The following is a 23,190-nucleotide window of genomic DNA, read 5'->3' as shown; positions in this document are numbered from 1 at the left end:
TTTACACCCCTAATCCTACCCTTTTCCCCCCCTCTCGGGACTTCCGTTTTGGGGTGTGTCCCCCGTTTCGCGGGCGTGGGCGGGGCCCCGAACCCGCGCCGACGATCCCCCCGTGGCGAGCACCGCATCAGCTCCTGGGACCGGCGTCGCCGGGCGCGGAGCCGTAACCCGGCACTCCTGCCGCGCGGGCCAGTTCGAGGTCGAGCGCCTCGCGGCGGATGCGCTGGTCCACGTAGAGGAGGACGGCGACGCCGGAGGAGATCGGGTACGTGATCGAGGAGGCGACCACCGCGCCGATGCCCGTGATGATGAGGAAGGGCCAGCCGAACTCCGGGGGCGTGCCGGTGAGCAGGCCGCTGAAGCCCTCGCCGTCGACCGCCAGCGCGATGATGCCGAACGGAATCGCGATGATCATCGTGACCAGCATGGTGAGCAGCAGCGTCAGCGCCGTGATGCCGAAGATCCGCCACCAGGCGCCCCGGACCAGTTTGGCGGAGCGGCGCAGGGAGGGGATGACGCCCTGCCGCTCCAGCATCAGCGCGGGGGACGAGAGGGCGAAGCGGATCATCAGCCAGACGATGACCAGCAGGGCCGCGAGGCCGCCGAGAACGGCCAGGAGGACGCCGATTTCCGAGCCGATGAGCAGACCGGGAAGGAGGCCCACGAACATGATGGCGGAGCTCATCAGCGGCAGCAGCAGCGTCAGCCCGAGGAGTTGGGGCAGCCGGGGCTTGGCTTCGCGCCACGCGTCGCCGAGGGTCACGGGACGGCCCAGGACCGAGCGACTGATCACGACGGTGAGCAGCGCGGCGGTGATGACCGTGCCGATGAGCGTGATGAGCATCGTGGGGGCCAGGCCGATGAGGCTCGCCTGGAGGGACTCGACGGACTGCCTCAGGGCTTCCGACGGGCTCGCGTTTGCGTCGACCTCGGGCGGGGCGGGCACGAGATAGCGCTGGACGAGCACGTCACCGATCTGGGTGAGGACGGAGACCGTGATGGTGATGCTCAGCACCGTGCGCCAGTGCGCGCGCAAGGTGGAGACCGCGCCGTCGAGGATCTCGCCGACACCGAGGGGACGCAGCGGGATCACGCCGGGCTTGGCGGCCGGAGGCCGGCCCCAGCCGCCCTGGTGCTGCCCTCCGCCCCATCCCGGCGCGGGGGGCGGGACCGGGCCCGTCGGACCGGTCGGCCCGGGCGGGGTCGGCGGGGACCACTGGGCGGCGGGCGGCTGCTCCTTGGACCACTTGGACGCGGCACCGGACCCGTCGGCGGGCTCGGCGGGCCGCGGGACGCCGGCGCCCTGGCCCTCGGAGGGGGCGGATCCGGGCGAGGCCCAGCCCGGAGTGTCGTTCACGGTCGTCCACCTCGTGCATTCGTCGCGGGACCGGCTCGTCGAGCCGGCTCGGGCACGGTGCCGGGCCGCTCGGCGGGGCGGCAGGTTGGCAGCCATCGTGCCACGCGCCGCCCGCCAACGGACCGGGGCCCGTACCTCATCGCCACCTTCATTGTCCGTGCTTCACCGTGCAGACTGGGCGGATGGCTGATCAGTACGCACAAATGCCCTCCCGGCCCGAGCCGTCCGCGCTGCCCTCACTGCGGTGGGCAGAGCCCCCCGAGGGGCCGGTGGTGGTGCTCCTCGATCAGACGCGGCTGCCCGCCGAGGAGGTCGAACTCGTCTGTACGGATGTGCCGGCGCTGGTCCGGGCGATACAGACACTCGCCGTACGGGGTGCGCCGCTGCTGGGCATCGCCGGTGCCTACGGAGTGGCGCTGGCCGCGGCACGCGGCTACGACGTGGAGGAGGCGGCCGAGAACCTGGCGGGGGCGCGGCCCACCGCGGTGAACCTGGGGTACGGGGTCCGGCGGGTGGCCGGCGCGTACCGGGCGGCGGAGGCCAAGGGCGCCGACCGTGAGGCGGCGGCGGAGGCGGCGCTGGCGGAGGCCCGGGCACTGCACCGGGAGGACGCCGAGGCCAGCGCGCGGATGGCCAGGCAGGGGCTGGCGCTGCTCGACGAGCTGCTGCCGGGCGGTGGCCACCGGATCCTGACGCACTGCAACACCGGGGCGCTCGTGTCGGGGGGCGAGGGCACCGCGTTCGCCGTGGCGCTGGAGGCGCACCGGGCGGGGCGGCTGCGGCGGCTGTGGGTGGACGAGACGCGGCCGCTGTTGCAGGGCTCGCGCCTCACCGCGTACGAGGCGGCGCGGCACGGGCTGGCGTACACGCTGCTCACCGACAACGCGGCGGGGTCGCTGTTCGCGGCGGGAGAGGTGGATGCCGTACTCATCGGGGCGGACCGGATCGCCGCCGACGGCTCGGTGGCCAACAAGGTGGGAAGCTATCCCCTCGCGGTTCTGGCGAAGTACCACCACGTGCCGTTCATCGTGGTAGCGCCGGTCACGACCATCGACCTCGATACCCCGGACGGGGCGTCGATCGAGGTGGAGCAGCGGTCGGGACAGGAGGTGACGGAGCTCACCGCGCCGCCTCAGGTGGCGGTCGCGGGCCTGGGTCAGGGCGGCGGACTACCGGTCGCGCCGCTCGGAACGCAGGCGTACAACCCGGCGTTCGATGTCACGCCGCCGGAGCTGGTGACGGCGATCGTCACCGAAGCGGGGGCCGTGTCACCGGTCACCGGAGGAGGAATTGCCGAGCTGTGTGCCAGGTCACGCCAGGTAACGATTAGCTAATGGGATGATGTCGATTATGAAGGGACGCGTCCTTGTCGTCGACGACGACACCGCACTGGCCGAGATGCTCGGGATTGTGCTGCGTGGTGAAGGTTTCGAGCCGTCGTTCGTAGCGGACGGCGACAAGGCCCTTGCCGTATTTCGTGAGGTCAAGCCGGATCTTGTCCTGCTCGACCTCATGCTGCCCGGCCGGGACGGTATCGAGGTGTGCCGACTGATCAGGGCCGAGTCCGGTGTGCCGATCGTGATGCTCACCGCCAAGAGCGACACCGTCGATGTGGTGGTCGGGCTGGAGTCCGGTGCCGATGACTACATCGTCAAGCCGTTCAAGCCCAAGGAGCTGGTGGCCCGTATCCGGGCGCGGCTGCGGAGGTCGGAGGAGCCCGCGCCGGAGCAGCTCACCATCGGTGACCTCGTCATCGACGTGGCGGGCCACTCGGTGAAGCGGGACGGGCAGTCCATCGCGCTCACGCCGCTCGAGTTCGACCTGCTGGTCGCCCTGGCGCGCAAGCCGTGGCAGGTGTTCACCCGTGAGGTGCTGCTGGAGCAGGTCTGGGGCTACCGCCACGCCGCGGACACGCGGCTGGTGAATGTGCATGTGCAGCGGCTGCGCTCCAAGGTCGAGAAGGACCCGGAGCGGCCGGAGATCGTGGTGACCGTCCGTGGTGTCGGTTACAAGGCCGGACCGAGCTGACATGTCCCGCGGCGGCGCTGCTCCGAAGCCCGGGAACCCGGGAGTCCGTGCGGGGCGGGCTGCCGGCCAGGGGCGTGGGCCCTCGCGCGTCGGCCGGCTGTTCCAGGGCGGCCGGCTGCTCCAGGACGGGGCGCCGGGCGGTCCGGTGCTCCGGCTCCTGGTGCGTTGGGTGCGCCGTCCGCTGCTGCCCGCCGTACGCCTGTGGCGGCGCAACCTCCAGCTGCGGGTGGTCGCCGGCACGCTGCTGATGTCACTCGGTGTGGTCCTGGTGCTCGGCATCGTCGTCATCGGGCAGATGCGCAACGGCCTGCTGGACGCCAAGGAGAAAGCGGCGCAGAGCCAGGCCTCCGGTGGCTTTTCGGCGGCGCAGGACCAGGCCAGCGCGCCGCCGGGCGGGCAGGTCGGCAGCGGGGCGGGCGGTGGAAGCGGTTCGTCGCTGAACTGGCGCTCCGACCTGGTCGTACAGCTCGCCAGTGGCGGGCAGAGCGCCTTCAACGTGGTGGCGCTGAGCTCCGACTCGGAAGGCATGGCGCCCAGCCGTGGCGCCCGTGCGTCCGGGGGCGTCGAGCCGGCGACGAGCATTCCGGCCGCGTTGCGCGAATCGGTCGCCCAGGGGACGGGGACGTTCCAGACGTACACCCGGATCCATTACACCGACGGGCAGGGATCCGAGGCGGGGCTCGTCATCGGCAAGCGGCTCAATGACGTCGAGGGCAATCCGTACGAGCTGTACTACCTCTTCCCGCTGACGCAGGAGGAGGACTCGCTCGCCCTGGTCAAGACGACACTGGCGACGGCCGGGCTGTTCGTGGTGGTGCTGCTGGGCGCCATCGCGTGGCTGGTGGTGCGGCAGGTCGTGACGCCGGTACGGATGGCGGCGGGCATCGCCGAGCGGTTGTCGGCGGGCCGGCTGCAGGAGCGGATGAAGGTCACCGGCGAGGACGACATCGCACGGCTCGGGGAGGCCTTCAACAAGATGGCGCAGAACCTCCAGCACAAGATCCAGCAGCTGGAGGACCTGTCGCGGATGCAGCGGCGCTTCGTCTCGGACGTCTCGCACGAGCTGCGGACGCCGCTGACGACCGTCCGGATGGCCGCCGACGTCATTCATGAGGCGCGCCAGGACTTCGACCCGGTGACGGCGCGTTCGGCGGAGCTGCTGGGGGACCAGCTGGACCGGTTCGAGTCGCTGCTGTCCGACTTGCTGGAGATCAGCCGGTTCGACGCCGGGGCGGCGGCCCTGGAGGCGGAGCCGATAGACCTGCGGCAGGTCGTGCGCCGGGTGATCGACGGTGCGGAGCCGCTCGCCGAGCGCAAGGGCAGCCGGATTCGTGTCGTCGGCGACGAGCAGCCGGTGGTCGCCGAGGCGGACCCGCGGCGCGTGGAGCGCGTTCTGCGGAACCTGGTCGTCAACGCCGTCGAGCACGGCGAGGGCCGCGACGTGATCGTGCGGATGGCCGCCGCCGGTGGCGCGGTGGCGATCGCGGTGCGCGACTACGGCGTGGGGCTCAAGCCGGGGGAGGCGACGCGGGTGTTCAACCGGTTCTGGCGGGCCGACCCGGCCCGGGCCAGGACGACCGGCGGTACGGGGCTCGGCCTGTCGATCGCCGTCGAGGACGCCCGGCTGCACGGCGGCTGGCTCCAGGCATGGGGCGAGCCGAGCGGCGGCTCGCAGTTCCGGCTGACGCTGCCGCGTACGGCGGACGAGCCGCTGCGCGGTTCCCCGATCCCCCTGGAGCCCGAGGACTCCCGGCGCAACCGGGAGCAGGCCGCCGAGGGACAGAGCGGTACGCATCCGATACCCGCGCCCGGGCGGACGGGCACGGACCGCCCGGCGCTGCCGGGGGCGGCGATGCCACCCCGCCAGGCGCAGCCGTCCGCGGACCCCACGGCCCTGCCGGGCAGCGGTTCCCGCGTGGTGGCACGGGATGCGGAGGGGGCCCGGGGGCGGGGTCCGGACAGGGATACGGAGCGGGAGGGCATGACTCGTGGGCGCTGAGCGTCGTCGGTACGAGCGGGGACGTACGGCGCGGGGGTCCGCGCTGCTGGGGTGCGCCGCGCTGGTGGCCGGGTGCGCGTCGATGCCGGACAGCGGTGATGTGTCCGCGGTGAAGGCGTCCAAGCCGGGCGACTCGCAGGTACGGGTGTATCCGGTGACGCCCAGGGAGAACGCCGCGCCCGGGGAGATCGTCGACGGCTTCCTGGAGGCCATGACCGGTGACGACCCGGGCTTCGCCACGGCCCGGAAGTACCTGACCAAGCAGGCGGCGCGCAGCTGGAAGCCGGAGGAGCGCACCACCGTGCTCACCGCCGCGCCCTATCGCAGGCAGCCCGACGAGCGCACCGCGAACGGGGATACGGCCGGCCTGGTCTACCCGCTGTACGGGCAGCAGATCGCGACGGTGGACAGCCGCCAGGCCTATCAGCCCGTGGCTCCGACCGAGTACGCCGGCACGATCCATCTGGTGCAGGTCAACGACGCGGACGGCAAGGGCAAGGAGTGGCGTATCGACAGTCTGCCGCCGGGGCTGGTGCTCAGCGAGTCGGACTTCCAGCGCAACTACCGTTCGGTCAACACGTACTACTTCGCGTCGGGGCGGAACCGGGTCGTGGCCGACCCGGTGTACATCCGGCAGCGGCAGGATCCGGTGACGCGGATGGATCCGGTCGCACAGACCGTCAAGGCGCTGCTCGAAGGGCCGACGAACTGGCTGAAGCCGGTGGTGGATTCACGTTTTCCGAGCGGTACGACGCTGAAGGAGGACGTGAAGTCGCTGACGCCCGACGACCAGAACACGCTGAAGGTGCCGCTGAGCAAAAAGGCCGACAACGTCGGTCAGGAGCAGTGCCGGAAGATGGCGGCCCAATTGCTTTTCACGGTCGGGGATTTGGCGTCCACCAGGGTCGAGCAGGTGGAGTTGCAGCGGTCGGACGGTTCACGGCTGTGTGCCCTGGGCGAGAGCCAGAAGGGCAATTTCATGCCCGATCCGACCGTCGGCACGGAAAATCCGTACTTCATCGACGCGAGCGGGCAATTGGCGGAGCTGGAAGTCGCGGCGAAGGACGTGGAAGGGCCGCGCCAGGTCCCCGGGCCGTTCGGGAACGGCGCGGTGAAGCTCGGTTCCGTCGCGGTCGCGCGGGACGAGCGGTATGCGGCCGGAGTGTCGCAGGACGGCAAGGACCTGCGGGTGGCGTCGATCATCTCGGACGCCGAGCTGCCCGAGCCGGTCGTGAGCAGTCGCGGCCCGGGGCCCCAGCAGCGGCTGTCCGCGCCGAGCTGGGACGGGCGCGGTGACCTCTGGGTGGCCGACCGCAACCCGGCGAGCCCCCAGCTGCTGCTGGTGCCGGGTGGCTCCGGGGCGCCGCTGCCCGTGACGGCGCCGTGGCTCAGCGGTGGAGTGGTGATCCAGGAGCTGCGGATCTCCGAGGACGGCGTACGCATCGCCCTGCTCCTGAAGAAGGGCGACCGGACGACCCTGCACATCGGACGGGTGCAGAGGCAGGGCTCGGGCGCCCAGCAGACCGTCGCCGTGGTGGACCTGCAGTCCGTCGCGCCGCGCATGGAGTCGATGACCTCGGTGTCGTGGGCCGGGCCGAGCCGGCTGGTGGTGCTCGGCAAACTGGCCGGTGGCGTGCAGCAGGTGCGCTACATCCAGACGGACGGCTCCACCTCGGCGGGCGGGATCCCCGGACTCAACCAGGTGAAGGCGGTCGCGGCGGCCAACGACGAGCGGGTTCCGCTGGTGGCGGCCTCCGCCGACGACGGCATCGTGCGGCTGCAGCCGGGCGGTAACTGGCAGCCGATGGCCGAGAAGGGCACGTCCCCGGTCTACCCCGGCTAGCGGCGCCCCGCCGGGCGTCGGGTTCCTCTTCGGACGCCGTGCCGCCGGAGTTTTCCACAGGACTGGCGAGGTTCTGGGAGGGGCGCCACAGTAGTGCCCATGCGGGGATGGTGGCGGGAGATCGCCGGGCTCGTCCTGCCCGTCGCCTGCGGTGGCTGCGGCCGTCCCCGTACACCGCTGTGCGACGCGTGCGGGCGGGCCCTGTACGGGGAGCGCCCCCGGCGGGTCAGGCCGCTCCCGGAGCCGGCCGGGCTGCCGGTGGTGCACGCCGCCGCCCCGTACGCGGACGCCGTACGGGCGGTGCTGCTGGGGCACAAGGAGCGCGGGGTGCTGGGGCTGGCCGGGCCCCTGGGCGTCGCGCTGGCAGGCGCCGTCAGGGCCGCTGCGGCGCCGTCTGCGGGCACCGGAGCCGGGCCGCTGCTCCTCGTACCGGTGCCGTCGTCGCGGCGCGCGGTGCGGGCGCGTGGCCACGACGCGACACGGCGCGTCGCGGCGGCGGCGGCCGTGGAGCTACGGCGTACGGGGACGGCGGCGCGGGCCCTGCCGGTGCTGCGCCAGCGGCGGCCCGTGTCCGACCAGGCGGGCCTGGACGCCCGGCAGCGACTGGACAACATGACCGGAGCACTGGAGGTGAGGACGGGCGCCGACCGGGCCATGGCGGGCGGCCGGGTCGTACTCGTCGACGATGTGATGACGACCGGCGCTTCGCTCGTCGAGGCCGCGCGGGCCGTCCCCGCCCACGTGGCCGCCGCGGTCGTCGCCGCGCCCCCGCTGTCGTTCGCATGAAGTGGAACTGACGGGCAACACGCTTCGTTGCCATCGGTGACGGAGAAAACCACCTGATCGGACGTACGTGCTGGTAGCGGGTGCCGACATCCCTCCGAGCGAGCTATGTTCGGGTTGTGAGGAATGGCGAAAGCCGCGCCACACCGAATGCACGGCCATGGATCCGGACGTTTTCCGGAGCCCGGTCAGGACAGAGAAGTTGGTGGGGTGGGGATCTTGTCCACTGGGGAGGAGGAGGTGAAAGTCGCCAAGTCCGAGACTCCGGTGCTCACCGGGGTCTGGTGCAAAAGGGAGAAGCTCGCCGGTCAGTGAGCCGGCGGAGCGATCCGGGAACGGAGTTCTGCGTGGACATCGTCGTCAAGGGCCGCAAGACCGAGGTGCCCGAGCGGTTCCGCAAGCACGTGGCCGAGAAGCTGAAGCTGGAGAAGATCCAGAAGCTCGACAGCAAGGTGATCAGCCTCGACGTCGAGGTGTCCAAGGAGCACAACCCGCGGCAGGCCGACCGGTCCGACCGCGTGGAGATCACCCTCCACTCCCGAGGCCCGGTGATCCGGGCGGAAGCAGCGGCCGGCGACCCGTACGCAGCGCTCGACCTCGCGACGAGCAAGCTGGAGGCGCGGCTGCGCAAGCAGCACGACAAGCGGTACACCCGGCGGGGTCAGGGACGGTTGTCCGCGGCGGAGGTGGCCGACGCCGTTCCGGGCGTCGCCCGGCTGAACGGAAACGGCGCCCTCGCGACCGACGAGTCGTCCGACGATATTCCGACTACGAGGATGGGCTCCCTCGAAGTGCGCGGCGAAGGGCCTCTGGTGGTGCGCGAGAAGGTGCACACGGCGGCCCCGATGACGCTCGACCAGGCGCTCTATGAAATGGAGCTGGTCGGGCATGACTTCTATCTGTTCGTCGACTCCGAAACCAAGCAGCCCAGCGTGGTCTACCGTCGGCACGCCTACGACTACGGCGTCATTCATCTGGAGACCGACCCGTTGGCCGGCTCCGAGGCAGGCGGAGCCGGTGGAGCGCTCGGCGGCTGACGGCAGCTGAGCCCCGTCCCCGATGGTGCCCCTGGAGAGCGCCCCCCGCGCCCCCCAGGGGCACCACCGTGCGACCGAGGAGCACCGAAGCGCCGCCCGGGCATGAAATCATGGCGTCCTGCGTCAACCCGTGCTCGACGACCTGCGGTTGGCGCACCGAACAGGACCTCAGGCCAGGCCTTCAGGGGGAGGAACGATGGCGGACAGCTTCGGCCCGGTGCATCATCGGGGCGGCTCCGACGCCCCGGTGGGCGGGGCGGATCTCGGGCGCGACCCGGGCGCCGACATGGACGGCGGCGCGTCGGCGTATCGCAAGGAGCCCATCAGGGTCCTGGTGGTGGATGACCACGCGCTCTTCCGGCGGGGGCTGGAGATCGTCCTCGCCCAGGAGGAGGACATCCAGGTGGTGGGCGAGGCGGGCGACGGCGCGGAAGCCGTCGACAAGGCCGCCGACCTGCTGCCCGACATCGTCCTGATGGACGTCCGGATGCCCAAGCGGGGCGGTATCGAGGCCTGCACCTCCATCAAGGAGGTCGCGCCCAGCGCGAAGATCATCATGCTGACGATCAGCGACGAGGAGGCGGACCTCTACGACGCGATCAAGGCGGGGGCGACGGGGTACCTCCTCAAGGAGATCTCCACCGACGAGGTCGCGACCGCCATCCGCGCGGTCGCCGACGGCCAGTCGCAGATCAGTCCGTCGATGGCCTCCAAGCTGCTGACCGAGTTCAAGTCGATGATCCAGCGCACCGACGAGCGTCGGCTCGTGCCCGCGCCCCGGCTGACCGACCGCGAGCTCGAAGTCCTGAAACTGGTCGCCACCGGTATGAACAACCGGGACATCGCCAAGGAGTTGTTCATCTCGGAGAACACCGTCAAGAACCACGTCCGCAACATCCTGGAGAAGCTGCAGCTGCACTCCAGGATGGAAGCGGTGGTGTACGCGATGCGGGAGAAGATCCTCGAGATCCGCTAGCCACGGGCCGCGGGCCGCGGGCCACGGGCCACGGGCCACGGGCCACGGATCGGGCCCTGGGCAAGGACACCGGACCCGGGTAGGCGGCGCCGGCCCGGGTAAGGGCGCCGGGCCCGGGTACAGGGCGCGGCCCCGGTATGGGCGCCGGCCCGGGTATGGGCGCCGGCCCGGGTAAGACGGGTGCGACCACGGGTGAGCCCGGTACGACCGGTGGCACCCCCGGTGACCTGGACCCGGGTAGGGGGGCGCGGGCCGGGACCAGGGGTCACGGCGCCGCCCCGGCACGGGCGCCGGACTCATGGGACCCCGGACAAGGGCGCACGGGCGCCGCCCCGGCATGGGTGCCGGACTCGGGCCCCGGACAAGGGCGCGCGGGCGCCGGACCCCGCATCCAACCCGGGCGGGGCCGGTTTGCCGGGGTGGGCGGGTCAGGCCAGGGCGGCGACCAGCTCGGCGGCGAGCTCGGGGCGGTGCACCCTCTCCACCCGTACCGCGTCGCACCCCACCCACTCGGCGGCCTCACGCAGCGCCTGCGCCATCGGCCGCACCGCCTTCGGCGAGTCCAGCGAGACCTGCTTGGCCACCAGCGTCGTCCCTTCGCGCGCCGGGTCGACCCGCCCCAGCAGCCTGCCGCCCGCCAGCAGCGGCATCGCGAAATAGCCGTGTATCCGCTTCTGCTTGGGGACGTACGCCTCCAACCGGTGGGTGAAGCCGAAGATCCGTTCCGTACGGGCCCGCTCCCAGATCAGGGAGTCGAACGGTGACAGCAGCGTCGTCCGGTGGCGGCCACGCGGCTCGCTCGCCAGCGCCGCCGGGTCCGCCCAGGCCGGCTTGTCCCAGCCCTGCACCCGCACCGGCACCAGCCCCGAGTCGGCGACCACCGCGTCGAACTGCTCGCCCTTGAGACGGTGGTAGTCGGCGATGTCCGCACGCGTGCCCACGCCCAGCGCCTCCCCCGCCAGCCGGACCAGACGGCGCAGACACTCGGTGTCGTCCAGCTCGTCGTGGAGCAGCTCGCCCGGGATGGCGCGCTCGGCCAGGTCGTACACCCGCTTCCAGCCGCGCCGCTCCACGCACACCACCTCTCCGTACATCAGCGCCCGCTCGACGGCGACCTTGGACTCGGACCAGTCCCACCACTCGCCGCCGTTCTTCGCGCCGCCGAGCTCCGTGGCGGTCAGCGGCCCCTCGGCGCGCAGCTGCTTGATCACGGCGTCGTACGCGCCGTCGGGCAGGTCGTGGTACCACTGCGGGCGGGCGCGGTAGGCGCGGCGGCGGAAGGCGAAGTGCGGCCACTCCTCGACGGGCAGGACGCAGGCCGCGTGCGACCAGTACTCGAAGGCGTGACCACCGGTCCAGTACGCCTCCTCGACCGTCCTGCGGCCGACGGCACCCAGGCGCGCGTACGGGATCAGTTCGTGGGAGCGGGCCAGCACCGAGATCGTGTCCAGCTGCACGGCGCCGAGGTGGCGCAGGACACCGCGCACACCGGCGCGGCGGTCCGGCGCCCCCAGGAAACCCTGTGCGCGCAGCGCGATACGACGGGCCTCGTCGGCGGAGAGCTCGGCGGTGGGAGACGGAGACGGCAGGGGCATCGTGGTCCGCACGGTGGTCATGGTCGGCACGATAGACGGCGGCACTGACACCGAGGCTGGATTCAGTCGGTCCTGGCCGGGAGGTAGGGGTACGGGCCGGGCAGCCCCAGGTCCGAGGGCAGCAGGGCCCCGACCCAGCAGTCGCGCAGCGTGCCCTGGTTGAGGAGGCCCGCCCGCTGCACCCCCTCGATACGGAACCCGGTCCTCTCCGCGACCGCGCGCGAGCCGGTGTTGCCCACCTCGGCCCGCCACTCCAGGCGGCGACAGCCCTGCTCGGCGAAGGTCCAGCGCGCCAGGGCGGTGACGGCTTCGGCCGTGTAGCCGTTCCCGCGGTGCTCCTTGGCCGTCCAGAAACCGATCTCCCACACCGCCGACCGGGCCGGCCCCGCCGACACCTCCCGCACCCCGATGGCGCCCAGGAGCGGGCCGCCCGGACGGGGGAGCACGGCGAAGTCGAGGGCGTGGCCGCTGCGCCGGCCCGCCGGCACCAGCCGTTCGAGGAAGTCCCGGGCGTGTTCCCACGCGTACGGGGAGGGCATGGTCGTCCAGCGCTGGATGTCGGGGTCCTGACAAGCCGCGTGGACGGCTTCGGCGTCCTCCGGGCGGAAGGCGCGCAGCAGCAGGCGCTCGGTGGTGAGGGTGACGGGCTTCATGCCGGGATTCTGGGGAGGCGTACCTGGTCCGGGCGAACACTTTTCGGGTTGAGCGGCACCTTCGGCGCGTCCCGTGCGTTCTTCTTGCGGGCGGCGGTCGGCGCGGCCGTCGGTGTCCCATGACGCCAGACCTCCCGGCGCGGCGGCGTCCTCGCTTACGATGGCCGTTGCGGTGGGGCCCACCTGCCGTGCCCGTGCCAGTGTCCATGACAAGACCTAGTGCCAGGCCCGACCGGCAAGGAGACCAACCTCAGTGTCCGTCTTCAACAAGCTCATGCGTGCAGGCGAAGGCAAGATCCTGCGCAAACTGCACCGCATCGCGGACCAGGTCAACTCCATCGAAGAGGACTTCGTCGACCTCTCCGACGCCGAGTTGAGGGCGCTCACCGATGAGTACAAGCAGCGGTACGCCGACGGCGAGAGCCTCGACGACCTGCTCCCGGAGGCGTTCGCGACCGTCCGCGAGGCGGCCAAGCGCGTGCTGGGCCAGCGCCACTACGACGTCCAGCTGATGGGTGGCGCCGCGCTGCACCTCGGCTATGTCGCCGAGATGAAGACCGGTGAGGGCAAGACCCTCGTCGGCACGCTCCCGGCGTACCTCAACGCACTGTCCGGCAAGGGCGTGCACCTGATCACGGTCAACGACTACCTGGCACAGCGCGACTCCGAGCTGATGGGCCGGGTGCACAAGTTCCTCGGCCTGGAGGTCGGCTGCATCCTGGCCAACATGTCGCCGGCGCAGCGCCGTGAGCAGTACAACTGCGACATCACGTACGGCACGAACAACGAGTTCGGCTTCGACTACCTGCGCGACAACATGGCGTGGTCGAAGGACGAGCTCGTCCAGCGCGGCCACAACTACGCCATCGTCGACGAGGTCGACTCGATCCTGGTCGACGAGGCCCGTACGCCGCTGATCATCTCCGGCCCGGCGGACCAGGCCACCAAGTGGTACGGCGACTTCGCCAAGCTGGTCACCCGCCTCAAGAGGGGCGAGCCCGGAAACCCGCTCAAGGGCATCGAGGAGACCGGCGACTACGAGGTCGACGAGAAGAAGCGCACCGTCGCCATCCACGAGTCCGGCGTGGCCAAGGTCGAGGACTGGCTGGGCATCGACAACCTCTACGAGTCGGTCAACACCCCCCTCGTCGGTTACCTGAACAACGCCATCAAGGCCAAGGAACTGTTCAAGAAGGACAAGGACTACGTCGTCATCGACGGCGAAGTCATGATCGTCGACGAGCACACCGGCCGTATCCTCGCCGGCCGCCGCTACAACGAGGGCATGCACCAGGCGATCGAGGCGAAGGAAGGGGTGGACATCAAGGACGAGAACCAGACGCTCGCCACGATCACCCTGCAGAACTTCTTCCGCCTGTACGACAAGCTCTCCGGCATGACCGGTACGGCCATGACCGAGGCCGCCGAGTTCCACCAGATCTACAAGCTCGGCGTCGTCCCGATCCCGACGAACAGGCCGATGGTCCGCAAGGACCAGTCGGACCTGATCTACCGGACCGAGGTCGCCAAGTTCGCCGCCGTCGTCGACGACATCGCGGAGAAGCACGAGAAGGGCCAGCCGATCCTCGTCGGTACGACGTCGGTCGAGAAGTCCGAGTACCTGTCGCAGCAGCTCAGCAAGCGCGGCATCCCGCACGAGGTGCTCAACGCCAAGCAGCACGACCGGGAGGCGACGATCGTCGCGCAGGCGGGCCGCAAGGGCGCCGTCACCGTCGCCACCAACATGGCCGGCCGCGGTACGGACATCAAGCTCGGCGGCAACCCCGACGACCTCGCCGAGGCGGAGCTGCGCCAGCGCGGTCTCGACCCGGTCGAGCACGTGGAGGAGTGGGCCGCGGCCCTGCCCGCCGCCCTGGAGAAGGCCGAGCTCGCGGTCAAGGCCGAGAACGAAGAGGTCAAGGCGCTCGGCGGGCTGTACGTGCTGGGCACCGAGCGGCACGAGTCGCGGCGTATCGACAACCAGCTGCGCGGCCGTTCCGGCCGTCAGGGCGACCCGGGCGAGTCCCGCTTCTACCTGTCGCTCGGTGACGACCTGATGCGGCTGTTCAAGGCGCAGATGGTCGAGCGCGTGATGGCGATGGCCAACGTCCCCGACGACGTGCCGATCGAGAACAAGATGGTCACGCGGGCGATCGCGTCCGCGCAGTCGCAGGTCGAGCAGCAGAACTTCGAGACGCGCAAGAACGTCCTGAAGTACGACGAGGTGCTCAACCGCCAGCGTGAGGTCATCTACGGCGAGCGCCGCCGTGTCCTGGAGGGCGAGGACCTGCACGAGCAGATCCGCCACTTCATGGACGACACGATCGACGCGTACATCCAGGCGGAGACCGTCGAGGGCTTCGCGGAGGAGTGGGACCTGGACCGTCTGTGGGGCGCGTTCAAGCAGCTCTACCCGTGCAAGGTCACCGTCGAGGAGCTGGAGGAGGCGGTCGGCGACCGTGCCGGGATCACCGCCGAGTTCATCGCCGAGGCCGTCAAGGACGACATCCACGAGCAGTACGACGCCCGTGAGAAGCAGCTCGGCTCGGACATCATGCGCGAGCTGGAGCGGCGCGTGGTGCTGTCCGTGCTGGACCGCAAGTGGCGCGAGCACCTCTACGAGATGGACTACCTCCAGGAGGGCATCGGCCTGCGCGCGATGGCGCAGAAGGACCCCCTGGTCGAGTACCAGCGCGAGGGCTTCGACATGTTCACCGCGATGATGGAGGGCATCAAGGAGGAGTCCGTCGGCTACCTGTTCAACCTGGAGGTCCAGGTCGAGCAGCAGGTCGAGGAGGTCCCGGTGCAGGACGCGGCCGAGAGGACCTCGCTCACCAAGGAGGACGCCGTGCCGGCGCAGGCGGGTGCCGGGCGCCCGGAGATCCGGGCCAAGGGCCTGGAGGCGCCGAAGCGGCCGGACCGGCTCCACTTCACCGCGCCGAAGGTCGACGGTGAGGGCGGCATCATCGAGGGCGACTTCGAGAACGGCGACGCGGCCCGCGCGGACGGTGACGGGATGACCCGGGCCGAGCGGCGCAAGGCCCAGAAGGGCGGGCGTCGCCGCAAGAAGTAGCCTGCGGCTCGTTCGTGGAGCGGGGCCGGGTGCGCGCGTACGTCGCGCGTCCGGCCCCGTTCGCGTGCGCGCGCCGGGGGAGCCCCTGTTAGGTGATGCGGTCGCCCCCCAGTTCCACGGCGGCGCAGCGCCATTTGCGGTCCGGGCCCTGTTCCAGGCGGAACGCCATCGCCCGGACCCGTTCGCCCGTCGCGATGCTCGCGAAGGCCTCGACCACGCCCGGGCGCAGGGGGAAGCCGCCGCACCGGCGGATGACGGGGCGCGCGGCGTGGGCGCCATGGGGCCGCAGGGGAGCGGTCGGGGCGAGGTGGACCAGCTGCTCGTACGCCTCCCCGATGGTCTGGCCGAGCATCCAGTGGACGGGGCGTTCGCCGCTGAGTACGGCGAGCAGGCGCTCGGCGAACACGGCGTGGGGCGGCAGCGGCCGGCGCGGGCGGACCGTGCCGGGACGGACCGCGCCGGGGCGGCGCTGGTCGCGGCGGCCGGCCGGGCGGGTCGACCCGCTGTTCGTCGTGGCTGCGGCGTTCGTGGCGGCGTTCATGGCGACCCCGTCTCCGTCGGGCCCGGTTCTACCGGGCGGTAACTTCGGTTGGGGATCTTGTACGGGTACGGCCCGGGGCGCCGCAACGGCGGTCGGGCCGCCCGGCGAAGTGAGGAGCTGATCACCTATCCGGGTGATGGAGCCCGGTGCCGTCCGGGCTCGGGGCGGGGCGGACGAGGTAGCGAGTGGACGTGGCGGCGGGGCGGGCGCCCACCCCGAAAGAGGACGCCGCACGTATCCTGAGGGCGTCTCCCGACTACGAAAGCGGCCTCCCCATGCGCGTGTACGTCCCCCTGACGCTTCCCGGTCTCGCACAGGCGCACAAGGCGGGCGAGCTCGGGCCCGGCCCCCTCACCGCCTACGCCGTGACGCCCGGGCTGCGCGAGTGGTACGTCTCCGACGACATCGAGGAGCTCGAGTACGCCGCGCTCAGCCGGGCCGCCGCCGCGTCGCTCCGGCTGATCGCCGGCGACCCGGGCGCCGCGCGCCGCCGCGTCGTCGTCGCCCTCGACGTACCGGACAAGGCCGCGAGCGCCGACCCGGACGCCGGGCTGGACGCCGCGTCGGTGGGCGAGGTGCGGATCGCCGGGCCCGTGCCGCTGACCAAGGCCGCGGCGGTGCACGCCGACTCCGAGGACGCGGAGGCGGACGTGTCGGCGGCGGCGGACGCGCTGGGCGCCGCCGACCAGGGCGACGACGACGCGCAGTTCACGGTGGACGGGGCCGAGGACCACGAGCTGCTGTGGTTCGGGGTTCAGGAGATTCCCGGCCTCATCGGCTGAGTGCCCAGGCGCAGACCCGGCCGCAGGCCCGGCCCGGTTTCCCGCCGGGGTGGACCGGTTGTCAGTGGGTGCCGGTACCGTTTTCGCATGGGGAAGCACGGCACGCACCTGGTGTGGGACTGGAACGGCACGCTGCTCGATGACATCGACGCGGTCATCGGCGCGACGAACGCCGCCTTCGAGGAGATAGGCCTGGAGCCGATCACCCTCGCGCGGTACCGCGAGCTGTACTGCGTGCCGGTGCCGGTGTTCTACGAGCGCCTGATGGGCCGGCTCCCCACGGACGCCGAGTGGGCCATGATGGACGGCGCCTTCCACCGGCACTACTGGGTGCGGGCGGAGGCGTGCGGGCTGACGGCCGGGGCGGCGGAGCTGCTGGCGGCGCGGCAGGACGCCGGGCACACGCAGTCGCTGCTGTCGCTGGCGCCGCACGAGCATCTTCTGCCGATCGTGCGGCGACACGGCATCGAGCCGCGGTTCGTCCGCGTGGACGGGCGGACCGACACCTCGACGGCGGGCAAGGCCGCGCACATGGTGCGCCACCTGAAGGCGCTCGACGGGGTCGCCCGGGCGGAGCGCGTCGTGGTGATCGGTGACGCCGCGGACGACGCGATCGCGGCGGCGCACGTGGGGGCGAAGGCGGTCCTCTACACGGGTGGCTCGCACAGCCGGGCCAGCCTGGAGGCGGTCGGGGTGCCGGTCGTCGACACCCTCGCGGAGGCGGTCGCGGTCGCGGAGGACCTGGCGGCGGCGGCCTAGCGACAGCGCCCGGGGGTGCGGGGTCTTCCCGCGGAAGGAGGGCACGCGGTCGGCGGTCGGGGCAGAGTGCGGTCGTGGGCAGTGTGGCGGGCCCTTGTGGGCGGACGCGCCGCCCTCGGGTGCGGTTGCGGTTCCTCCCGCAGAGGAGGGCACGCGGTCGGCGTTCGCGGTCGGGGCACAGTGCGGTCGTGGGCAGCGTGGCGGGCCCTTGTGGGCGGACGCGCCGCCCTCGGGTGCGGTTGCGGTTCCTCCCGCGGAGGAGGGCACGCGGTCGGCGTTCGCGGTCGGGGCACAGTGCGGTCGTGGGCAGCGTGGCGGGCCCTTGTGGGCGGACGCGCCGCCCTCGGGTGCGGTTGCGGTTCCTCCCGCGGAGGAGGGCACGCGGTCGGCGGGCGTGGGGCAGTCCGGTCTGCCCGTGGGAGGACACGCGGTCGGCGGGCGTGGGCGTGGGTGCGTCCCGAGGGCGCGTGTCGCTGTCCAGAGTGTCAAACTTCCCCACCGGGTTTTGTACACATACGGCTCATGACGGGCCCCGGGTGAGGGGCGATAGCCTGGACCCGTGATCAGCGCTATACGCCGAGGGGGCAGCGGAGCCCCCGGCATGCGCCCGGTGTGCCAGGGTGCCCGGGCGGGCGCTGTTTTTTGCCATCCGGCCCGGTCGCCAAAATTGGCCGATAACGGCCCGGAGATCTCCCAACGCGGCATAACGTCGCCTCAGACCGGACACCCCGCGTCGTGGCGTTGTGTCACTTTTTCTTTCACCTACGTCACGCAACGGCGCGCGACAGGAGCCAGAGGACATGCAGACCAAGCTGGACGAAGCAAAGGCCGAGCTGCTCGAAAGGGCTGCCCGGGTAGCTGAGAACAGCCCGGTCGGGGGGCAACTCGCGACCGGGACCGAGCACGGGGAACGCCCGGACCAGGGCGCCGTTCTCGACTACCTCCAGCGCTACTACCTGCACACCGCTCCCGAGGACCTCGCGGACCGGGACCCGGTCGACGTCTTCGGCGCGGCGCTCTCCCACTACCGGCTGGCGGAGAACCGCCCCCAGGGGACCGCGAACGTCCGCGTGCACACGCCCACCGTCGAGGAGAACGGCTGGACGTGCAGCCACTCCGTCGTCGAGGTGGTCACGGACGACATGCCGTTCCTCGTGGACTCCGTCACGAACGAGCTGTCGCGGCAGGGGCGTGGCATCCACGTCGTCATCCACCCGCAGGTCGTGGTCCGCCGCGATGTGACCGGTCGGCTCCTGGAAATCCTTCCCTCCGAGTCGCGCGCGCGAGGCGGCCTGCCGCACGACGCGCTGACCGAGTCCTGGATCCACGTCGAGATCGACCGCGAGACCGACCGCGCCGATCTCAAGCAGATCACCGCCGACCTGATGCGCGTCCTGTCCGACGTCCGTGAGGCCGTCGAGGACTGGGAGAAGATGCGCGACGCCGCCCTGCGCATCGCGGACGACCTCCCCAAGGAGCCGATCGCCGACGACCTGCGCAACACCGAGGTGGACGAGGCCCGCGAGCTGCTGCGCTGGCTCGCCGACGACCACTTCACCTTCCTCGGCTATCGCGAGTACCAGCTCACCGAGGAGGACGCGCTCGCCGCGGTCCCCGGCACCGGCCTCGGCATCCTGCGCTCCGACCCGCACCACAGCGGTGACGACGCGCACCCCGTCTCGCCGTCCTTCAACCGCCTCCCGCGCGACGCGCGCGCCAAGGCCCGCGAGCACAAGCTGCTGATCCTGACGAAGGCGAACAGCCGCGCCACCGTGCACCGGCCCTCGTACCTCGACTACGTCGGCGTGAAGAAGTTCGACCAGGACGGGAACGTCATCGGGGAGCGCCGCTTCCTCGGCCTCTTCTCGTCCGCCGCGTACACCGAGTCCGTCCGGCGCGTGCCGGTCATCCGCCGCAAGGTCGCCGAGGTCCTCGACAAGGCGGGCTTCTCGCCCAACAGCCACGACGGCCGCGACCTGCTCCAGATCCTGGAGACGTACCCGCGCGACGAGCTCTTCCAGACGCCCGTCGACCAGCTCGAGTCGATCGCCACGAGCGTGCTGTACCTCCAGGAGCGCCGCAGGCTCCGGCTGTACCTGCGCCAGGACGAGTACGGGCGCTACTACTCCGCCCTCGTCTACCTGCCGCGCGACCGCTACACCACCGGCGTGCGGCTGCGGATCATCGACATCCTCAAGGAGGAGCTCGGCGGCACCAGCGTCGACTTCACCGCGTGGAACACCGAGTCGATCCTCTCCCGCCTCCACTTCGTCGTCCGCGTCCCGCAGGGCACCGAGCTCACCACCCTCACCGACGCCGACACCGAGCGCATCGAGGCCCGGCTCGTCGAGGCCGCCCGCTCCTGGGCCGACGGTTTCGCCGAGGCGCTCAACGCCGAGATGGGCGAGGAGCGCGCCGCCGAGCTGCTGCGCCGCTACGGCAACGCCTTCCCCGAGGGGTACAAGGCCGACCACTCGCCGCGCGCCGCCGTCGCCGACCTGGTCCACCTGGACCAGCTGGTCGAGGGCGGCCAGGACTTCGCGCTCTCCCTGTACGAGCCGGTCGGCGCCGGCCCCGGCGAGCGCCGCTTCAAGATCTACAAGACGGGTGCGCAGGTCTCCCTCTCCGCCGTCCTGCCGGTCCTCAACCGGCTCGGCGTCGAGGTCGTCGACGAGCGCCCGTACGAGCTGCGCTGCGCGGACCGTGCGAACGCCTGGGTGTACGACTTCGGGCTGCGCATGCCGCAGACCACCGCCAACGGCGGCGACTACCTCGCCGACGACGCCCGCGAGCGGTTCCAGGAGGCGTTCGCCGCGACCTGGACCGGCCGCGCCGAGAACGACGGCTTCAACGCCCTCGTGCTCAGCGCCGGGCTGAACTGGCGCGAGGCGATGGTGCTGCGCGCCTACGCGAAGTACCTCCGTCAGGCCGGTTCGACCTTCAGCCAGGACTACATGGAGGACACCCTCCGCAACAACGTCCACACGACCCGGCTGCTGATCTCCCTCTTCGAGGCCCGCATGGCGCCGGAGCGGCAGCGCGCCGGCACCGAGCTGATCGACGGCCTGATGGAGGAGCTGGACGGCGCGCTCGACCAGGTCGCGAGCCTGGACGAGGACCGCATCCTGCGCTCCTTCCTCACCGTCATCAAGGCCACGCTGCGCACCAACTTCTTCCAGAGGGCGGAGAACGGCGAGCCGCACGCGTACGTGTCGATGAAGTTCGACCCGCAGGCCATCCCCGACCTGCCGGCGCCCCGCCCGGCGTTCGAGATCTGGGTGTACTCGCCGCGCGTCGAGGGCGTGCACCTGCGCTTCGGCAAGGTCGCGCGCGGTGGTCTGCGCTGGTCCGACCGGCGAGAGGACTTCCGTACGGAGATCCTCGGCCTGGTCAAGGCGCAGATGGTGAAGAACACCGTGATCGTGCCGGTCGGCGCCAAGGGCGGGTTCGTCGCCAAGCAGCTGCCGGACCCGTCCGTGGACCGGGACGCCTGGATGGCCGAGGGCATCGCCTGCTACCGCACCTTCATCTCCGCGCTGCTCGACATCACCGACAACCTCGTCGGCGGCGAGGTCGTGCCGCCGGCCGATGTCGTCCGGCACGACGAGGACGACACGTACCTCGTCGTCGCCGCCGACAAGGGCACGGCGACCTTCTCCGACATCGCCAACGAGGTCGCCGTCGCGTACGGCTTCTGGCTCGGCGACGCGTTCGCGTCGGGCGGCTCCGCCGGTTACGACCACAAGGGCATGGGCATCACGGCCCGCGGCGCCTGGGAGTCCGTCAAGCGGCACTTCCGCGAGCTGGGCCACGACACCCAGAGCGAGGACTTCACGGTCGTCGGCGTCGGGGACATGTCGGGTGACGTGTTCGGCAACGGCATGCTGCTCAGCGAGCACATCCGGCTCGTCGCGGCCTTCGACCACCGGCACATCTTCATCGACCCGAACCCGGACGCGGCCGTCTCGTACGCCGAGCGGCGCCGCCTGTTCGAGCTGCCGCGCAGCTCCTGGGCCGACTACGACAAGGAGCTGCTGTCCCCGGGCGGCGGCATCCACCCCCGTACGGCCAAGTCGATCACCGTCAACGCGCACATGCGCGCCGCCCTCGGCATCGACGGGACCGTCACCAAGCTGACGCCCGCCGAGCTGATGAAGGCGATCCTCCAGGCACCGGTCGACCTGCTGTGGAACGGCGGCATCGGCACGTACGTCAAGGCCGCCGGCGAGTCGCACGGTGACGTCGGCGACAAGGCCAACGACGCCATCCGCGTCAACGGTGAGGACCTGCGCGTCCAGGTCGTCGGTGAGGGCGGCAACCTGGGCCTGACCCAGCTGGGCCGCATCGAGTTCGCCCGCAAGGGCGGCCCCGAGGGAACCGGCGGCAAGATCAACACCGACGCGATCGACAACAGCGCCGGCGTGGACACCTCCGACCACGAGGTGAACATCAAGATCCTGCTCAACGCGCTCGTCGTGGACGGCGACATGACCGTCAAGCAGCGCAACAAGATCCTCGCCGAGATGACCGACGAGGTCGGCGCGCTGGTGCTGCGCAACAACTACGCGCAGAACGTGGCCCTGGCCAACGCGGTCGAGCAGTCCCCGTCCCTGCTCCACGCCCACCAGCGCTTCATGCGCCGCCTCAGCCGCGAGGGACACCTGGACCGGGCGCTGGAGTTCCTGCCCAACGACCGCCAGATCCGCGAGCTGCTCAACAACAAGCAGGGCCTGAGCCAGCCCGAACTGGCCGTCCTGCTCGCCTACACCAAGATCACGGTCGCGGAGGAGCTGATCCACACGGATCTGCCCGACGACCCGCACCTGCGCGAGCTGCTCCACGCGTACTTCCCGTCCAAGCTGCGCGAGGAGTTCCCGGCGCAGATCGACGCGCACGCGCTGCGCCGCGAGATCATCACGACGGTGCTGGTCAACGACGTCGTCAACACCGGTGGCTCGACCTTCCTGCACCGTCTGCGCGAGGAGACGGGCGCGTCGACCGAGGAGATCGTCCGCGCGCAGACCGCCGCCCGCGCGATCTTCGGGCTGAGCGAGGTGTGGGACGTCGTCGAGGCCCTCGACACCGAGGTCCCGGCCGACGTCCAGACCCGCATCCGGCTGCACTCGCGCCGCCTGGTCGAGCGCGGTTCGCGCTGGCTGCTCAACAACCGGCCGCAGCCGCTCCAGCTCGCCGAGACCATCGAGTTCTTCGCCGAGCGCGTGGAGATGGTGTGGGCGCAGCTGCCGAAGATGCTGCGCGGCGCCGACCTGGAGTGGTACGAGCTGATCGTCGACGAGCTCACGGCGGCGGGTGTGCCGGAGGAGCTGGCGCTGCGGGTGGCCGGGTTCTCCTCGGCCTTCCCGACGCTCGACATCGTCGCGATCGCGGACCGGACGGGCAAGGACCCGATGGCGGTCGCCGAGGTGTACTACGACCTGGCCGACCGGCTGTCCATCACTCAGCTGATGGACCGCATCATCGAGCTGCCGCGCGGCGACCGCTGGCAGTCCATGGCCCGCGCCTCCATCCGTGAGGACCTGTACGCCGCGCACGCCGCGCTCACCGCGGACGTGCTGTCCGCCGGGAACGGCACCTCGACGCCCGAGGAGCGGTTCCAGGCCTGGGAGCAGCGCAACGCCGCGATCCTGGGGCGGGCGCGCACGACGCTGGAGGAGATCCAGGGCTCGGACGCGTTCGACCTGGCGAACCTGTCGGTGGCCATGCGGACGATGCGCACGCTGCTGCGCACGCACAGCTGAGCCGC

15 protein-coding genes are annotated in these 23,190 nt (G+C 71.4%); 11 read left to right on the top strand and 4 right to left on the bottom strand.

Translation table 11 applies throughout. The features are described from left to right. Positions 1-127 precede the first annotated feature (127 nt). The gene (locus ABZZ38_RS25845; protein WP_356744128.1) at positions 128-1,357 is read right to left on the bottom strand and encodes a glycerophosphoryl diester phosphodiesterase membrane domain-containing protein; all 1,230 of its coding nucleotides are present in this window, start codon (positions 1,355-1,357) and stop codon (positions 128-130) included. 182 nt (positions 1,358-1,539) lie between these two features. On the opposite strand from ABZZ38_RS25845, the gene mtnA reads away from it, so the two are divergent. From mtnA to ABZZ38_RS25810, 7 genes are all read left to right on the top strand, one after another. Then, positions 1,540-2,691, top strand: coding sequence for an S-methyl-5-thioribose-1-phosphate isomerase (mtnA, locus tag ABZZ38_RS25840; RefSeq protein WP_356744126.1), 1,152 nt, complete (start codon positions 1,540-1,542; stop codon positions 2,689-2,691). Between the two features lie 4 nt (positions 2,692-2,695). After that, positions 2,696-3,385, top strand: coding sequence for a two-component system response regulator MtrA (mtrA, locus tag ABZZ38_RS25835; RefSeq protein WP_356744124.1), 690 nt, complete (start codon positions 2,696-2,698; stop codon positions 3,383-3,385). Position 3,386: 1 nt separating this feature from the next. Next, positions 3,387-5,384, top strand: coding sequence for an MtrAB system histidine kinase MtrB (gene mtrB / locus ABZZ38_RS25830; RefSeq protein ID WP_356744122.1), 1,998 nt, complete (start codon positions 3,387-3,389; stop codon positions 5,382-5,384). Then, complete coding sequence (locus ABZZ38_RS25825) at positions 5,374-7,227, top strand: LpqB family beta-propeller domain-containing protein (protein ID WP_356744120.1); 1,854 nt, start codon at positions 5,374-5,376, stop codon at positions 7,225-7,227. Before mtrB ends, ABZZ38_RS25825 begins: the two co-directional genes overlap by 11 nt. Positions 7,228-7,326: 99 nt before the next feature. After that, on the top strand, positions 7,327-8,013 hold the full coding sequence (locus tag ABZZ38_RS25820) for a ComF family protein (protein ID WP_356744118.1): 687 nt from the start codon (positions 7,327-7,329) through the stop codon (positions 8,011-8,013). 344 nt (positions 8,014-8,357) lie between these two features. After that, a complete protein-coding gene (raiA, locus tag ABZZ38_RS25815; protein WP_356744116.1) occupies positions 8,358-9,047 on the top strand; it encodes a ribosome-associated translation inhibitor RaiA in 690 nt (229 codons plus the stop codon). Positions 9,048-9,243: 196 nt separating this feature from the next. After that, complete coding sequence (locus tag ABZZ38_RS25810; protein WP_356744114.1) at positions 9,244-10,023, top strand: response regulator transcription factor; 780 nt, start codon at positions 9,244-9,246, stop codon at positions 10,021-10,023. A gap of 428 nt (positions 10,024-10,451) precedes the next feature. Here the strand turns inward: ABZZ38_RS25810 and ABZZ38_RS25805 are convergent, their stop codons facing one another. Both ABZZ38_RS25805 and ABZZ38_RS25800 read right to left on the bottom strand, forming a co-directional pair. Next, positions 10,452-11,639, bottom strand: a complete 1,188-nt coding sequence (locus tag ABZZ38_RS25805) for a crosslink repair DNA glycosylase YcaQ family protein (RefSeq protein WP_356744112.1) — start codon at positions 11,637-11,639, stop codon at positions 10,452-10,454. Positions 11,640-11,680: 41 nt separating this feature from the next. Then, positions 11,681-12,271 carry a GNAT family N-acetyltransferase gene (locus ABZZ38_RS25800; protein WP_356744110.1) on the bottom strand — a complete coding sequence of 197 codons (591 nt, stop codon included), beginning with the start codon at positions 12,269-12,271 and terminating at the stop codon, positions 11,681-11,683. 253 nt (positions 12,272-12,524) lie between these two features. Between ABZZ38_RS25800 and secA the strand changes: the two genes are divergently transcribed. Next, a complete protein-coding gene (secA, locus tag ABZZ38_RS25795) occupies positions 12,525-15,344 on the top strand; it encodes a preprotein translocase subunit SecA (protein ID WP_356744108.1) in 2,820 nt (939 codons plus the stop codon). An 88-nt stretch (positions 15,345-15,432) separates the two neighbouring features. Here the strand turns inward: secA and ABZZ38_RS25790 are convergent, their stop codons facing one another. Beyond that, positions 15,433-15,885 (bottom strand): Rv3235 family protein, encoded by a 453-nt coding sequence (locus ABZZ38_RS25790; RefSeq protein ID WP_356744106.1) that lies wholly within the window; start codon positions 15,883-15,885, stop codon positions 15,433-15,435. A gap of 275 nt (positions 15,886-16,160) precedes the next feature. On the opposite strand from ABZZ38_RS25790, the gene ABZZ38_RS25785 reads away from it, so the two are divergent. The 3 genes from ABZZ38_RS25785 to ABZZ38_RS25775 all read left to right on the top strand — a co-directional run bounded on the left by ABZZ38_RS25785 (position 16,161) and on the right by ABZZ38_RS25775 (position 23,185). After that, positions 16,161-16,667, top strand: coding sequence for a hypothetical protein (locus tag ABZZ38_RS25785; RefSeq protein ID WP_356744104.1), 507 nt, complete (start codon positions 16,161-16,163; stop codon positions 16,665-16,667). Between the two features lie 87 nt (positions 16,668-16,754). Then, a complete protein-coding gene (locus ABZZ38_RS25780) occupies positions 16,755-17,426 on the top strand; it encodes an HAD family hydrolase (protein WP_356744102.1) in 672 nt (223 codons plus the stop codon). Positions 17,427-18,226: 800 nt separating this feature from the next. Continuing rightward, positions 18,227-23,185, top strand: coding sequence for an NAD-glutamate dehydrogenase (locus ABZZ38_RS25775; protein ID WP_356744100.1), 4,959 nt, complete (start codon positions 18,227-18,229; stop codon positions 23,183-23,185). Positions 23,186-23,190: the final 5 nt, after the last annotated feature.

It is taken from the genome of Streptomyces sp. NPDC006368 (assembly GCF_040612535.1).
Lineage (GTDB): Bacteria > Actinomycetota > Actinomycetes > Streptomycetales > Streptomycetaceae > Streptomyces.
This window is presented reverse-complemented; position numbering and strand designations above follow the sequence as displayed.

Bases quoted from the DNA above. Each gene is read 5' to 3' on its own strand.
- mtnA (WP_356744126.1), top strand. From the start codon at position 1,540: ATGGCTGATCAGTACGCACAAATGCCCTCCCGGCCCGAGCCGTCCGCG.
- mtrA (WP_356744124.1), top strand. From the start codon at position 2,696: ATGATGTCGATTATGAAGGGACGCGTCCTTGTCGTCGACGACGACACC.
- mtrB (WP_356744122.1), top strand. From the start codon at position 3,387: ATGTCCCGCGGCGGCGCTGCTCCGAAGCCCGGGAACCCGGGAGTCCGT.
- ABZZ38_RS25820 (WP_356744118.1), top strand. From the start codon at position 7,327: ATGCGGGGATGGTGGCGGGAGATCGCCGGGCTCGTCCTGCCCGTCGCC.
- ABZZ38_RS25810 (WP_356744114.1), top strand. From the start codon at position 9,244: ATGGCGGACAGCTTCGGCCCGGTGCATCATCGGGGCGGCTCCGACGCC.
- ABZZ38_RS25805 (WP_356744112.1), bottom strand. From the start codon at position 11,639: ATGACCACCGTGCGGACCACGATGCCCCTGCCGTCTCCGTCTCCCACC.
- ABZZ38_RS25800 (WP_356744110.1), bottom strand. From the start codon at position 12,271: ATGAAGCCCGTCACCCTCACCACCGAGCGCCTGCTGCTGCGCGCCTTC.
- ABZZ38_RS25790 (WP_356744106.1), bottom strand. From the start codon at position 15,885: ATGAACGCCGCCACGAACGCCGCAGCCACGACGAACAGCGGGTCGACC.
- ABZZ38_RS25785 (WP_356744104.1), top strand. From the start codon at position 16,161: ATGCGCGTGTACGTCCCCCTGACGCTTCCCGGTCTCGCACAGGCGCAC.
- ABZZ38_RS25780 (WP_356744102.1), top strand. From the start codon at position 16,755: ATGGGGAAGCACGGCACGCACCTGGTGTGGGACTGGAACGGCACGCTG.
- ABZZ38_RS25775 (WP_356744100.1), top strand. From the start codon at position 18,227: ATGCAGACCAAGCTGGACGAAGCAAAGGCCGAGCTGCTCGAAAGGGCT.